Here is a 15,321-nt window from a genome sequence, read left to right as displayed (position 1 = left end):
ATGCACCGACCGATCTCACGCCGGACCCGCCGCGTCCTGTACACGTTCGGCGGCAGCGCGACGTTCGTCGCGCTGGCCGTCGGCGCCATCCTCGTGGCCCGTCGCGACGACAAGCCCTACCGGCCGGGCGAAGACGTCGCGGGCATCACCGACTCGCTCGGCCGGACGCTGCCGGACGATGTGGCCCGCGTGCCGTTCACGGACGTCGCGTCCGAGGCCGGCCTCACGGCCGTCCACTTCGACGGTCCGCGCTCCAGCCAACTGCCGGAGGACATGGGCCCCGGCGCCGCGTGGGGCGATTTCGACGGCGACGGCTGGGACGACCTCTACGTGCCGAACTTCGCCGGCGCGCTCTCTCGCACGGTGGCCGAGCGCGCGGCGTCGACGGCGACGGGTCATCTCTATCGCAACCAAGGCGACGGCACGTTCGCCGACGTGACGGCCCGCGCCGGCCTGGCGACCCCCGACCTCGGCCTCGGCGCCGCCTGGGCCGACATCGACGGCGACGGCGACCTCGACCTGTCCGTCACGCGCTTCGGCACGAACGCGCTGTACCGCAACGACGGGGACGGGACGTTCCGCGATGTCGGCGCGGCCAGCGGCTTCGCCGGCCCGGAAGGCTTCTGGACCGGCGTGAGCTGGGCGGACTACGACCGGGACGGCGCGCTCGACGCGTACGTCTGCGGCTACGTGCAGTACGTCGTGGACCCGGCCGGCGCCGGGCGTACCGAGGAGCAGTACGGCGCCTTGACGCCGGTGTCGCTGAACCCGTCCTCGTTCGAGCCCGAGCGCAACCTGCTCTACCACAATAACGGCGACGGCACGTTCGCTGAGGTCGCCGCCGCGGCCGGCGTCGACAACCCGACCGGCCGGAGCTTGTCCGCCACGTGGAGCGACCTCGACGATGACGGCTGGCTGGACCTGTACGTGGCCAACGACGTCTCGGACAACGCGCTCTACCGCAACAACGGTGACGGCACGTTCGCCGACATCAGCCACGAGGCCTGGGTGTCCGATCCGCGCGGCGCGATGGGCCTGGCGACCGGCGACTGGGACAACGACCTCGACCAGGACATCTTCGTCACGCACTGGATCGCCCAGGAGAACGCGCTCTACGTGAACCTGAAGGGCAACATCCCCGCGCCGCCGGTCGCCGACGGCGCGCCTACCGATGTCGCGGCCGCCGACGCGACGGATAACCGCACCGACGTCGCCGCGCCCGCAACGGTGCCCCCCGCGCCGCCGATGCGCTTCACGGACATGGCCGACCCGTACGGTGTCGGCCAGATCGCGCTCGACTTCGTCGGCTGGGGCACGGCGTTCCTGGACTACGACCGCGACGGGCGACTCGATCTGTTCGTCGCGAACGGCCACACGTTCCAGGAGGAGGCCGATCCGACGCGGCTCGTCCCGATGGTCAACCAGCTGTTCTGGAACCGCGGCCCGGACGGCGAAGGCTACTTCGACGTCGGCGCGGTGAGCGGCTCGGCCTGGGCCGAGACGCACGTCGCGCGCGGCGCCGCCGTGGCCGACTTCGATCACGACGGCGATCCCGACATCGTCGTCGCGAACCACGGCGCGCCGCCGACGCTCCTGCGCAACGACGGGGATCGCGCCGATCGCGCCGATCGCAGCGACGCCGCCGATCGCAGCGACGCCGCCGATCCCGCCGATCCCGCCGATCCCGCCGATCCCGCCGATTCGACGAACCACTGGTTGAGCGTTCGACTCGCCGGCCGGCGCAACCGCTTCGGCATCGGCGCCAAGGTGACGGTGACGACCGGCGAACACCGCCAGGTCCGCGAGGTCGGCGTCGGTTCGTCCTACCTCTCGCAGCACGCGCCGGAGGCGCTGTTCGGGCTCGGGACGATCGGCGGGCCGAGCACCGTCGAGGTGAGGTGGCCGGGGGGCGCGGTGCAGACGTGGGCTGAGGTCGCCGTCGACCGGCGGATCGAGCTGGCCGAGGGCAGCCCTCAGGTCCGCCCGCTGGATGCGGGTGGCAATGCAGCCGCAGCGCCCGCCGACGCAGGCGCCCCCATCGCGGCCGGCGAATCCGTACCCCAACTGGCCGGCGGCACCCCGGTCCACTTTGGCCCGTCCGATCCGCAGGCGCGGGTCCGCTTCTGGGAGCTGCAGCGCGCCGCCGTGGCCGCGATGAAGGGCGAGAACGACTGCGCCAAGGCAAGCGCGCTGTTTCGCGAGGCGCTGGTCCTCGATCCGCAGCACGAGGACGCCCTGTTCGGTCTGGGCGGCTGCCTGAGCGAGTTGGGCGACTACGCCGCCGCGCTCGAGCCGTTCGAGGACCTCGTGGCCCTCAACCCGCAGAGCCTGCGCGGCCACCTGCAGATCGGGGCGATCCACGCCTCGCCCGACGCCGGCCACCTGTTCGACCTCGCGGTCGCCGAACATGCTTACGCGACCGCCGTCGCGATCAACCCCGAGGAGAGCGGCGCGCTGATGCAGCTCGGTGCGACGGCGCTGGCGGCCGGGGACATCGCGGCGGCCGAGCAGGCGCTGCGGCAGGCCGGGCGGCTGAACGCGCAGGCGATCATCGTCCACTACCTGCTCGGGTACATCGCCTGGCAGGCGGGCGATGCGGAGGCGGCGGGCAGCGCGTTGCAGAAGGCCATGGACCTCAGCCATGATCAGCAGCCCACACAGCCCGCTCCGTCCGAGGGCGACACCGGGCTGCCCGGTCAACGCGCGCACGAGGTCGAGGCGGTGAAGCGCCGCCGGCTCTTCGGGACCGAGCTCGCCGCGCTGGCCACGCGGCCGGTAGGTGAGGCACTATCCGCGGCGGACGTCGACAGCGAGTATGCAGCACTCGATCGCACGATCGCCGACCTGGGTCGGTGATCGCTCGCGCAAGATCCGACATCGTGCCGGGCGCAGTTCGGTGACCGGCACGGTGTCCCGCACGTCATCGGCGACATCGGAACGTGCGTCGCCTTCACAGGAGCCCCTCATGTCGGAGCGAATCCGAACTCAGTTGCCGGCACGCCGCGCCGCCGCCCGCGGCCTCGTGACCGCAGCCACGATCGGCGTCGCTGCCGTCGGGTTGCTCTTCACGGTCGGTTGCGGCGGAACGAAGCCCGGCGATGCGCCGTCCGCGGACGCCGGCACGCCGATGGTTGCGGCGGACGCCTCGTCCGTCGTGACCGTGACCGATGCGGCGACGTCGACCGCCCTCGCCGCACACAACGGCCTGACGGCCACGAACGCCGTGTCGGCCACCGGCGCCACGACCACCCACACCGAAGCCGATCTCATCACCGGCATCCGCCAGCTCGTCTTCGAGGGCCGGCGGTCGGGCGAGGGCTACTACGACGCCGACGGCAAGCGGATGATCTTCCAGAGTGAGCGCGAGCCGGGCAACCCGTTCTACCAGATCTACATCCTCGACCTCGAGACCGGCGAAAGCCGGCGCGTCTCGCCTGGTTGGGGCAAGACGACGTGCGGCTGGCTCGCGCCCGACGGCAAGCAGGCGATCTTCGCCTCGACCCACGAGGACCCGGACGCCCGCAAGGACATGCAGGCCGAGATCGACTTCCGGGCCTCGGGCGAGACGCGCCGCTACAGCTGGGACTACGACGAGGATTACGAGATCTATGCCGTCACGATCGGCGGCAACGATTACCGCAACCTCAGCCGCACCCGCGGCTACGACGCCGAGGGGGCGCTGTCGCCCGACGGGTCGCAGATCGTCTTCGCCTCGAACCGCCTCGCCTACAGCGCCCCGATGGACACAGCGGATCAGAAGCTGTTCGACCAAGACCCCGCCTACATGATGGACATCTACACGATGGACGCGGACGGCGGCAACGTCCGGCGCCTGACGGACGTGAAAGGCTACGACGGCGGTCCGTTCTTCAGTCCGGACGGCGCGCGGATCGTCTGGCGGCGGTTCAACGCCGAGGGGACGCTGGCCGAGATCTGGACGATGAACGCCGACGGCACGGACGAACGGCAGCTCACGGCGTTCGGCGCGCTCAGCTGGGCACCGTACTTCCACCCCAGCGGCGATTACATCGTCTTCACCTCCAGCAAACTGGGCTACGACAACTTCGAGCTGTTCATGGTCGATGCCGCCGGGGAGCATGAGCCGGTGCGGGTGACGTTCACCCCCGATGCGGACGTCCTGCCGGTCTTCTCGCCGGACGGCGCCACGCTCTCGTGGTCGAACAAGCGTGGCACCGCCGGCGGCGAGTACCAGATCTTTGTCGCCGACTGGAACGATGCCAAGGCCCGCGCGCTGCTCGAACTGAGCCCGCCGCGCGCCGCGTCGTCGTCGGCCGGTGCGGCGGGTGCCGATGACGCACCGGCCGCACCGCCGGACATGGCGGCGACGACGGACGACATCACGGCCACGGACGCCAAGCTGCACGTCGTCCGCCTCGCCGCCGCCGAGATGGACGGCCGGCAGACCGGCACGGCCGGTGAGCGCAAGGCCACGCAGTACGTCGCCGACGTGTTCGATGGGCTCGGCCTCGCGCCCGCCGGCGACGACGGCTACTTCCAGGCATTCGACTTCACGTCGGGCGTCCGGATCGACGGCGTGAACATGCTCGTTCGCCAGGCCGAGGGGGGCGCGGAGGAGGAAGGGGTCGTCGACACCGACTGGCGACCGCTGTCGTTCTCGAAGACGGGCTCGGTCGGCTTTGGGGGCGTCGTGTTCGCAGGCTACGGCATCGTGGCACCCAAAGACGGCGAGCAGGCGGCCTACGACAGCTACGGCGACCTCGACGTGAACGGCAAGTGGGTCGTCGCCCTGCGCTACCTGCCCGAGGACGTGGATGCCGAGCGGCGCCAGCATCTGAACCGCTACGCGTCCCTGCGCTACAAGGCGATGGAGGCCCGTGACCGCGGCGCCGTCGGCCTGCTCGTCGTCAGCGGGCCGACGAGCAACGTCAAGGAGCAGCTCGTGCCGCTGCGCTTCGACGCGTCCGTGGCCGGGACGAGCATCGCCGCGGCCAGCGTGACGGATGCCTGGGCGGAGGGGTTGTTCGGCAAGAGCGGCCACACGCTGGCCGCGGCGCAGGCGGCGCTCGACGGTGGTGAGGCGGTGGCGGGCTTCGCGCTGCCGGGCCACCAGATCGGCGCGCACTTCACGCTGACGTTCGATACCGGCAAGGGCCGCAACGTCGTCGGCCGTCTGCAGGTGGGCCAGGCGCCGAGCGCGGAGCAGATCATCATCGGCGCGCACGTCGACCACCTCGGGCACGGCGGTGCCGGCGACTCGCTGGCCAAGCCCGAGGAGAAGGACAAGATCCACTACGGCGCGGACGACAACGCCTCGGGCGTCGCGGGCCTGATCGAGATCGCCCAGTTCCTGGCCGACGAGCACGCCGACGGCCGGCTGGCCGACGCCCGACGGGACATCGTCTTCGCGGCGTGGTCGGGTGAGGAGCTCGGCATCCTCGGTTCCAGCCACTACGTGAAGGCGTATGGCGACGATCCCAAGGCGGAGTCCATCTACCCTGCGGCGGCCGCCTACCTGAACATGGACATGATCGGTCGGCTGCATGACGGCGTGATCCTGCAGGGGATCGGCTCGAGCACGGGCTGGCGCCGCCTGATCGAGCAGCGCAACGTCGCCATTGGCCTGCCGCTCACGCTGTCCGACGACACGTTCCTGCCGACGGACGCCACCTCGTTCTACCTGAAGGGCGTCCCGATCCTGGCCGCCTTCACCGGCGCCCACTCCGAGTACCACACGCTCCGCGACACGCCCGAGCGCCTCGACTACGTTGCGCTGGCCAAGATCGCCCGCCTGATGAGCGGGATCACGGTCTCGCTCGCCCGCGCCGACGCACCGTTGGACTATGTGGCCGCCAAGGCGCCCGAACAGCGCCCATCCAGCGGCGGCCGCCGGGTCTACCTCGGCACGATCCCCGATTACGCCGACACCGGCGTGGCCGGGGTCCTCTTGTCGGGCGTCGCGGAGGGCGGCCCGGCGGAGCAGGGCGGCCTCAAGGCCGGCGACGTGATCGTCGAGCTGGCCGGCCAGAAGGTCGAGAACATCTACGATTACACGAAGTCGCTCGATGCCCTGAAGATCGGACAGGCGATCAAGGTCATCGTCGATCGCGACGGGCAGCGGATCACGCTGACGGTGACGCCGGGTTCGCGCGAGTAGAGGCAGCCCCCCGTGGCTGCTCCTACTCGGGCACACCACGCCGCATCTCAGAGCGCAAGCACGCTCGGTCCGGCTGCGCAGTAGAGGGCGGTCCGCAGGCCACGGCATGCCCGCCGTACGCCGCGGCGATCATACCCAGCGTCGGCTCCGGTGCGTCCATCGCCCCACCGACGTGCCCGCGGACGAAGATCTGGCCGCAGAGAACGTCGATGACGACGCGCGCGCAGCCCGACGCCGTCGTTGCCGTGATCGCGGTCGACAGGCAGTGGGTCGGCACCCCAACCCGTACGACCGGCGCCGCTTCCGCCACCGCCGCTGCCCACACGTCGACGCCCCCGACGTCGGCAGCGCCGTGATCGACGCGATGCGTGCGGCCGTTCGGGGCGCCGATCGCCCGGCGCGCCAGCGCCAGATCGGCGTCGACGTCCGCCGGCACGCCCTCGCTCGTCACGACGACCGCCCACGGTCGGCCGTCGGCGCACGCGGCAAGGTTGGGGTGCGACGCGAGGGTCGCGGCTTCGACGACGAGCACGGCGCTCGCGCCGATCGTCACGGCACGTGCGGCAAGGGCGAGCGCGACGGCCGCGTCGATGGCGTCCGCGCCGACCACCAGGGACGCGCGGCGCGGCGGCGCCGGAACGAGCCGCAGTCCGACCGCATCGAGCCGCCCCATCCGCCCGCCCGCCCCGACGAACAGGCGCGGCAGCGCGTAGCCGGCGACGTGCTTGCGGACGGCGCGGCCGGCGCGGATCACGCGGCCGTCCGGCAGCGTCGCCTTCACGGTCAGCACGTGATCGCCGATCGCGCCGTAGCGCGTCCGCCACGGCGCTTCGAGCCGCTGGCCGATGACGTCACCGAGCGTCGATTCAGGCCACGGCGAGGCGAGGGGGAGCAGGCAGCCGGCGGCGTTCGCGGCGGCGGCTGCTTGGGCGAGGGTGGCGTCTGCCGGGGCGGTGAGGACGAGGTCGGCGGGGTCGACGGTGATCGATACGATCCGCGACCGTCCGGACGATCGCCCCGGCGGCACATCTTCGCGCGGCCAAGCTGCGCCCGGATCGCCGGCCGGCGGCAGCACCTTGCCGGGGTTCAGCGTGCCCAATGGGTCGAGCGCGCGCTTGACGTCGCGCATCGCTGAGAGCGTCGCTGGATCGAACAGCCACGGCAGGAACGCGCGCTTGGCGAGGCCGACGCCGTGCTCGCCGCTGATCGTGCCGCCTGCGGCCACAGCCGCGGCCGCGATCTCGGCCACGCAGGCCTCGACGGCGTGCGCGTCGGAAGGCGACGCCGGATCGAACGGTACGAGGGGGTGCAGGTTGCCGTCGCCCGCATGGGCCACGAGGCCGTACGTCCGACCGCGGGCGGCGCAGATCGCGGCAACGGCGTCGATGACGGCCGGCAGGCGGCTGGGCGGCACGGCGGCGTCGGCGGTGTGATAGGCGCCGGTGGGGCGGAGGACCGCCAAGCCGGCGCGGCGGCGGCCGGCCCACAGCGCGGCTCGCTCGCCATCGTCCGCGGCGATGCGGCACCGGCCGCCGTGTGGCTCGGCGGCGGCAGCGACGGCGGCGAGCTGAGGCGCGATGCTGCCGGGATGGCCGTCGACCTCGACGATCAGCACCGCACCGGCGTCGGGCGGCCACGCCGGCGGGCCGTCGTTGTGCGGGTCGTCGAGGTCGGCCTCGCCGTCGCCATTGCGGTCCGCGGCCAGGATGGCGAGCATCGCCCGGTCCATCAGCTCCAGCGCGGCCGGGACGAGGCCGCGGGCGACGATGGCGGCGACCGCGGCGCCGGCGGCGGCGGCGTCCGGGAAGGCGGCGAGGAGCGTGCCGGCGGCCGGCGGGCGCGGGATGAGGCGCAGGATGAGCTCGGTCACGACGGCCAGCGTCCCCTCGCTGCCGACGAGCAGGCCGACGAGATCGGGGCCGGGCGGGTCGAGCGCGGGGCCGCCGAGGCGCACGGTCCGCCCGTCGGCCAGGACGGCCGTGAGTCCCTGGACGTAGCCGGCCGTCACGCCGTACTTCAGGCAGCGCGGCCCGCCGGCGTTCGTCGCCGCATTGCCCCCGACGGTGCACCGGAGCCAGCTGGCGGGATCGGGCGGGTACATGAGGCCGTGTGCCGCCGCCGCGGCATCGACGTTCGCCGTGACGGCGCCGGGTCCGCAGACGGCGACGCGGTCGAGGGGGTCGATCGCGATCCCGTCCAGGCCGTCGAGCGCCAGAACGATCGACGTCGCGCCCGGCACCGCCCCGCCCGACAGGCCCGTGCCGGCGCCGCGGGCGACGACGTGCGCGCCGACGCCGCGCGCCCAGCGCACGGCTGTCGCGACGTCGTCGGTCGTCGACGGCCGGACGACGGCAAGCGGGGTGGCGCGGTCGAGGCCGGCATCGTGCGACGCGCCGTGGAGGATGTCGGGTGCCGTCGACACGGCGCCTGGGCCGAGCCGATCGGCGAGCGCGGCGAGCGACGCCCGGATCATGGCCGTCGAGATCGGTTCGCGCGGACCGCCGGAATCGTCCATCGCCGGTATAGTACCGCCCGATGTCCACACCACGTACCGGGTCGACCGATCCTCGGCCGAAGGAACCTTGGCCGAAGGAACCGCGGCCGAAGGATCCTCGGGCGACCGACCTCGTCACCAGTCGCCGCAACCCGGCGGTCGTCGAGGCGCGCAAGCTCGAGACGCGCAAGCACCGGCGCGCGCAGGAGCGATTCCTGGTCGAGGGGCTCCAGCTCCTCCACATGGCGCTCGAGGCCGGCCATCGCCCGCTCGATGCCTTCTTCGCGCCGGCCGTGCTCGACGACCCGTCGACGCCGCCGGCCGCACGCGCGCTGCCCGACCGCCTCGCGGGCGCCGGCGCGCGGCTGCACGCGGTGACGGCCGATGTGCTGGCGTCACTGTGCGAGCGGGACGATCTGCAGGGCGTCGTGGCGACGTTTGCGACGTTCGGGTGGGCGTTGCCGCCTACCGGCAGCGGCGCGGATGGCGGTGCGATGCCGTTCGACGCCGCCATCGCCCGACGCCAAGCCGAGGGCCTCGTGCCCCGCCCGGGCACGCCCGGCCTCGTCCTCGTGCTCGATCGCCTGCAGGACCCCGGCAACCTCGGAACGCTCATCCGCACCGCCGACGCCGCCGGCGCCGACGCTGTCGTCCTCGTCGAGCCGTGCGTCGACCCGTTCGACCCGCGGGCGGTGCGGGGCAGCATGGGCTCGCTGTTCACGCTGCCGCTCGGCCGGGTGAGCGACGCCGAGGCGCTCGCGGCGTGGCTCCGCGGGGCGGGGTATCGCGTCGTCGGCGCGGATGCGCACGGGGGCGAGCTTTGGGGGGCCGGCGTGCTCGGACCGGGGAGCGACGGTGCGGGGAGCGACGGTGCGCCCGGCGTCGCGCTCGTCCTCGGCAACGAGGCGCGCGGCCTGTCGCCGGACATCGACGGCCTCGCGGTGGCGCGCGTGCGGCTGCCGATCGTCGGGCGGGCGGAGTCGCTGAACGTGGCGGTGGCGGGGGGGATCCTGATGTACGCGTGGCTGCGCGAGGTGCGACAACGGTTGGACGACGGGATCCATGGGTAGGGGCGCGGCGCTGCCGTGCCCGTTCAATCGTCGTCCGCGCCGCCGTCCCCGTCGAAGATCGCCGTCGTGAGGATGACGCGGTTGTTGCCGTTCGCTTGCTGCAGCGCGAGGACGAGGTCGTGCGGCCGGGCGTCGGCGCGCAGGCGGACGGCGTAGCGCAGCTCGGTCAGCATCCCGGCCTGGACCGACTCGACGGATTGGAGGTGGATGCGGTCGAGGAAGCGGTGGAAGACATCGGCGAACGCTGCATCGAAGTCGACCTCGGGCGGCACGCGCAGCCGCAGCAAGTGGCTTGGCCGCACCGGCGCGAACAGGTTGAAGGTGGCGAGGGCCACGACGATGAGGCTGACGAGCAGCGTCGTCAGAACGGCCAGCGCGTACTGGTGCGCGCCGCACGCCACGCCGATCGCCATCGCCAGGAAGATGAAGGCGACGTCCCGCGTTTGGGGCAGCGCGCGCCGGAAGCGGATGATCGAGAACGCGGCGAAGATCCCGAACGCCGCCACCGGGCTCTGGCCGATGCCCATGATGACCGCGGTCACGACGACGCCCATGACGATGAGCGCGTGGACGAAGTCCTGGGTGTAGAGCGTGCCGCGGTGTGTCCGCTGGTACACGAAGCCGACGATGATCATCAGCACGCAGCACAGCCCGAGCGCCGTCACCAGCTGCATGAGCGTGGCCGCGTCGCCTGCGGCCGGCGGCCGGAGCACGTCACCGAAGAGCTGGTTGAGCATGTCCATGGGCCGTCCGTCCGTTGCGTGAGTGGGTGGGCGCGGCCCGTTCGGCCGAGCGCGATTCGGCGAGGAATGAGGGCACGAGCAGCTTCTCGGCCGCCAGGGCGTACTTGCTGATCGCGTGGCCTGTTGGACCGAGCGCGGCCACCGCCGCTGCCAGCCACCACGGTGCGACGTGATCGACCTTGATCTCGAGGACCGAGGCGCCCTCCGGCAGGAGATCGACGTCGAAGTCGTCGTCGTCCGTCCGGAGCACGAGGTCGTGGGCCCGTGCGCGGACGCTGCGGTCGAACGTGATCCGCAGGTCGGGTGCATCGGCGGCGCCGAGGTAGGCGTGGCGGTCGTAGCGCACGATGCAGCGCGGGGCGAGCCGGAGGTCGCGGACCATCTTCTGCGCCTCGAGCACGACCAGCGTCTCGCGCGCCGTCAGGGTCGCCATCCGGGTCGAGGCAGCCGGCGGCGGCGCACCGCCGACGAGCGCCATCGCGTCGGCCACGGGCAGGGCGATCCGGCGCTTGGCGGTGCGCCGGCCGTACTTGTGCTTGATCTCGACGAAGCACGTCGGGGCCGCGCGGGTGCCGGCGCCGCCGTAGATCCGCGCCCGCAGCTTGCGCCGCGAGGCGACGCCGCGCTCGCGGTCCCAGAAAGCCGACAGCTCGGCGTCGTCCAAATAGAGGCTGATGATCGGGTAGCAGCCCTCGGCATCGCCATAGGGGTCGGGCGACAGGCGCGCGCGGATGACGGACTCGATCGCGCGGCGCTGGTGCGCATCGAGCACGTACTTCATCTCTAGTCGGTCGAACCGGTTGACTTCCGGGCGGGCTTCCATGACCTGACCCACTACCTGACCCACCGGGCGCGGCTGCTGGCTGCGGCTGCGAAGCGGTGGTGTGATCGTAGATACGACGCATGGCCGGGATCTGATTGGGATGTTAAGCGCATGTTATGCGCCGCAGGCCCCAGCTGTCTAGACTCGCGACGTCGCATGAGGGAGACGCCCGTTTTCCGGGATCCGCCGACACCCTGGCGGGCCGCGCGTTGTCATGGCCCCAACACCGCGATTCGTGCCGCCGGCCATACGGTACAATGCCCTCGGCCGCGCAGGTGAACCGCCGGCCAGGGTGGAGGAAGGGCCACCCAATCGCCATGCGCCGTCCGATCACCCGTATCCGTGTCGTCCCCGTGGCGCTGCTGTTCGTTGCGGCTGCCGCCGGCGCGACGATCACGCCGAAGGCGACCGCCGCGGGCAGCGGCGCGATCTACCTGCCGTACGCCGGTCGCAACCACGTGCTCCACGACATGCCGCCGGTCGTCTTCTCGGTCGAGCGCGGCTTCTTCGACGCACCGTTCGATCTCACCTTGCACAGCCCCGTTCGCGACGCGCTCGTCCGCTACACGGCGGACGGCAGTCCGCCGTCGCTCGAGCACGGTGCGACCGCCGACGGCCCGCTGCGCATCGAGCGCACGACGACGATTCGCGCTGCGGCATTCCGGTCGGGCTGGACGCCGTCGAGCGTGGCGACGCACACCTTTCTCTTCCTGGCCGACCGCATCCGCCAAGGGGTGAGCGCGCCCGGCTTCCCGGCCACGTGGGGCGTCTATCCCGAGGGCACCGAGAAAGGTCGACCGGTGCCGGCCGACTACGCCGTCGATGGCCGCGTCGTCGACGACCCGCGTTATGCGGCTGAGATCATCGACGACCTGAAGGCCATCCCAAGCGTTTCGATCGTCACGGCCCCGGACCACCTGTTCCATCCCGACAGCGGCATCTACAGCCACCCGCTCGAGCGCGGCATGGCGTGGGAGCGGCCGGCATCCATCGAGATGTTGCGCACCGACGGACGCCCCGGCTTCCAGGTGGATGCCGGCGTGCGGATCGCCGGCGGCTGGAGCCGCAAGCCCGACACCACGCTCAAGCACTCGTTCTCCGTGCGCTTTCGCAGCATGTACGGGCCGAGCCAGCTGGACTACCCGGTCTTCGTCGACTCCGACGGCCAGCCGGAACAGCCGACCCGCTTCGACAGCCTCAGGTTGCGCGGCGGCCAGGCCGACACGTTCATCTACTTCCCGGGCAAGGCCCAATACGTCCACGACGAGTGGGGCCGGCGCACGCAGCGGGACATGGGCTGGGTCGGCGCGCGCGGCACGTGGGTCCACCTCTACCTTGACGGGCTCTACTGGGGCCTCTACAACCTGACCGAGGAACTCGACGCCGACTTCATGGCCGCCCACCTCGGCGGGAAGGAAGGCAACTGGGACGTCATCCGCGCGCACGATACGCTCCGTGATCGCGACGCGTACGATCTCGGCGACGGCGACGATGCGGCTTGGAAGGCGCTGCTGGCGGTCCGTGACTCCATCCCGGCCGGCGTCGAGATCGACCGCGCAACGTACGGCCGGGTCGCGCAGCTCATGGACCTGCCGCAGCACGCCGACTACATGCTCATCGAGCTGTACGCCGACAACTGGGATTGGCCGACGAACAACTTCATCGCCGCCCGCAACCGCGTGCTCGGCGGCCCGTTCCAGTTCTTCGTCTGGGACATCGAGCACAGCCTCGGCCTGCGGCAGAGCCCGGGCGAGACCTACTGCGGCCCGTGCAACGACCGGCTCGATATCGACACCTGCATCGGCAAGCCGCAGCGCTGCGGCCGGAGCATCGACTCGGATGGCGTGGCCGGGCTCCACCGCTGGCTGTCGGACGGCAGCGCCGAGTACCGCCTGCTGTTCGCCGATCGCGTCCGCCGCCAGCTCTTCGAAGCCGGCGCCCTGTCGCCGACCGCCGCCGCCGCGCGTTACGACGCCGTCGCGGGCGAGATCGAGCGCGCGATCGTCGGCGAGAGCGCGCGATGGGGTGATGGGCCGTGGCAGGAGCGTACGCGCAGCGAGAACTGGCGCTTCGTGCGCTTCGCGATGTTGGACAACGTCAAGCTGAACCGCCCGCAGAACCGCGACGACAACTGGCGTCCCGAGCGGGCGCGGCTGCTGCGCGATCTCTACCCGCACCGTACGGCCGACTTGCTCGCCCAACTGTGTGGCGAGGGCCTGTACCCAGCCGTCGCGAGCCCGCGGTTCTCCCCGCCCGGCAGCGGCGCGAAGCCCGTGACCGTCGTGACGATCGGCCTCCTGGACGAGGGCTGTGCCGACCAGGCCACCGACGGCACGATCTGGTTCACAACGGACGGCACGGATCCGCGCACCCCCAACGCCGCCAACCCTTCGCCGAGCGCGTTGCCCTACGACCGGGCGATTCGGATCGGTGACCGCTACACGCGCCTGCGCGCCCGCCAGCGCACGCCGGACGGCCGGTGGAGCGCCATGGCCGACGCGATCTACAGCCGGCCGCGCGTCGCGATCGCCGAGATCAACTACCACCCGGTTGCGGGTGACGACGAGGAGTTCGTCGAGCTTGCGGTGCCGCGCGGCGCCGGCACGACGCCGATCGACCTGTCGGGCGCCGTTTTCACCCACGGCATCACCGCTACGCTGCCGCCCGGCACGCGGTTGACCGCCGGCCGGCCGCTCGTCCTGGCGCGCAGCCCCAGCGCCTTCGCGGCGCGCTACGGCTTCGCGCCCGACGCCTTGTTCACCGGCCGCCTCGCCGACGGCGGCGAGCGGATCACGCTCCTCGACACGGGCGGCGATACGCTGGCCGACGTCACGTACCGTGAGGGCGATCTCTGGCCGCTCGGCCCCGACGGCCACGGATTCTCCCTCGTGCTGCGCGATGTCGGCCCGGGCGCCGACCCGATCGACGCGACCGACCCGCTGGCATGGCGCGCCAGCCGCGCCGCCGGCGGCTCCCCCGGCCGCGACGACCCCGCCCCGCCGTGGGACGGCCGGATCACGCTCTCCGAGGTGATGTGCGCCAGCGCCGCGCCATACGAGGACGCCGTCGAACTCGCGAACCCATCGGCCGCACCCGTCGATATCGGCGGCTGGTTCGTGTCCGATGACCGGGGTGCGCTCCAGAAGTATCGCCTCCCGGCGCCGTTTGCGATCCCGGCAGGCGGCTTCAGTGTGATCTACGAGCGCGACTTCAAGGCGCTCGCACCTGCCGCGACGGCGTTCGGGCTCGACAGCGACGGCGAGCCGGTCTACCTCTCGTCCGCCGATGCGGCCGGTCGGCCGACGGGTTTCGTGCAGCGCCTGACGTGCGGCGCGGCGGACGGCAGCACGTCGTTCGGGCCGCATCGCCATCCGGGCGGCCTTGACGTTGCCGCGCTCGCAGAGCCGACGTTCGGCGTCGTGGGACCGGTCGATGTCGACGCGTTCCGCGCCGGCACGGGCGCGCCGAACGCGCCGCCGGCGATCGGACCGGTGATCATCAGCGAGATGCTGGCGGCACCACCCAAGGGTCGTTCGGCGTGGATCGAGCTGCGCAATCTCACGGATCGCCCGATCGATCTCGGCGGCGATCCGGCGTCCGGCACCGGTCCGTGGTCGCTGATCGGCGACGTCCGGTTCGTGTTTCCCGCGGGCGCCCAGCTGAGCGCGAACGGGTACGCGGTCGTCGTGGCCGTCGACCCGTTCGACCATGCCGCCGCCCCGAGCGTCCCCGACGGCGTGCCGTTGTTCGGCCCGTGGGCCGGGCGGCTCGCGGCCGCCAGCGGCACCGTGGCGCTCGGCCGCCCGCGCGTCGGCCGCACCGCCGATCCGGTCCTCGGGCCATGGGTGCGGGTGGATGGCGTGGAATGGCGGTCCGCGCCGCCATGGCAGATTCCGCTGTTCCCGACCGGCGCCTCGCTCGAACGACGGTTCCCGGCCGGGTGGGGCAACGACCCGCGGTCGTGGTTTGCCCTGCGGACGGGCGGATCGCCGGGCATCGCCGCGAGCGTGTTGAGCGTGCGGTTCATCCCGTGGGCGCAGGTAAGGCGCTAGGCA

At 72.2% G+C, this 15,321-nt stretch carries 7 protein-coding genes; 4 read left to right on the top strand and 3 right to left on the bottom strand.

Annotation, left to right across the window (positions count from 1 at the left end; all coding sequences use genetic code 11):
- Together IPG72_14390 and IPG72_14385 are read left to right on the top strand one after the other, a co-directional pair.
- Complete coding sequence (locus IPG72_14390) at nucleotides 1-2,856, top strand: VCBS repeat-containing protein (GenBank protein ID MBK6770171.1); 2,856 nt, start codon at nucleotides 1-3, stop codon at nucleotides 2,854-2,856.
- 109 nt (nucleotides 2,857-2,965) lie between these two features.
- On the top strand, nucleotides 2,966-6,136 hold the full coding sequence (locus IPG72_14385; GenBank protein ID MBK6770170.1) for a M28 family peptidase: 3,171 nt from the start codon (nucleotides 2,966-2,968) through the stop codon (nucleotides 6,134-6,136).
- 22 nt (nucleotides 6,137-6,158) lie between these two features.
- Here IPG72_14385 and IPG72_14380 read toward each other — a convergent pair whose 3' ends face one another.
- Nucleotides 6,159-8,651 carry an FAD-binding protein gene (locus tag IPG72_14380; protein MBK6770169.1) on the bottom strand — a complete coding sequence of 831 codons (2,493 nt, stop codon included), beginning with the start codon at nucleotides 8,649-8,651 and terminating at the stop codon, nucleotides 6,159-6,161.
- A 20-nt stretch (nucleotides 8,652-8,671) separates the two neighbouring features.
- Between IPG72_14380 and IPG72_14375 the strand changes: the two genes are divergently transcribed.
- Nucleotides 8,672-9,700 carry an RNA methyltransferase gene (locus tag IPG72_14375; protein MBK6770168.1) on the top strand — a complete coding sequence of 343 codons (1,029 nt, stop codon included), beginning with the start codon at nucleotides 8,672-8,674 and terminating at the stop codon, nucleotides 9,698-9,700.
- A gap of 23 nt (nucleotides 9,701-9,723) precedes the next feature.
- Here IPG72_14375 and IPG72_14370 read toward each other — a convergent pair whose 3' ends face one another.
- Both IPG72_14370 and IPG72_14365 read right to left on the bottom strand, forming a co-directional pair.
- Complete coding sequence (locus IPG72_14370) at nucleotides 9,724-10,443, bottom strand: DUF4956 domain-containing protein (GenBank protein MBK6770167.1); 720 nt, start codon at nucleotides 10,441-10,443, stop codon at nucleotides 9,724-9,726.
- Nucleotides 10,415-11,266 (bottom strand): polyphosphate polymerase domain-containing protein, encoded by an 852-nt coding sequence (locus tag IPG72_14365; protein MBK6770166.1) that lies wholly within the window; start codon nucleotides 11,264-11,266, stop codon nucleotides 10,415-10,417. Before IPG72_14365 ends, IPG72_14370 begins: the two co-directional genes overlap by 29 nt.
- 317 nt (nucleotides 11,267-11,583) lie before the next feature.
- Between IPG72_14365 and IPG72_14360 the strand changes: the two genes are divergently transcribed.
- Nucleotides 11,584-15,318: a lamin tail domain-containing protein gene (locus tag IPG72_14360; GenBank protein ID MBK6770165.1), complete on the top strand. Its 3,735-nt coding sequence runs from the start codon at nucleotides 11,584-11,586 to the stop codon at nucleotides 15,316-15,318.
- Nucleotides 15,319-15,321: the final 3 nt, after the last annotated feature.

It is taken from the genome of Candidatus Avedoeria danica, from assembly GCA_016703025.1.
Classification (GTDB): Bacteria; Chloroflexota; Anaerolineae; order Epilineales; family Epilineaceae; genus Avedoeria; species Avedoeria danica.
Note: the sequence above shows the minus strand (reverse complement) of the source record. Positions and strands in the feature narration are given on the sequence as shown.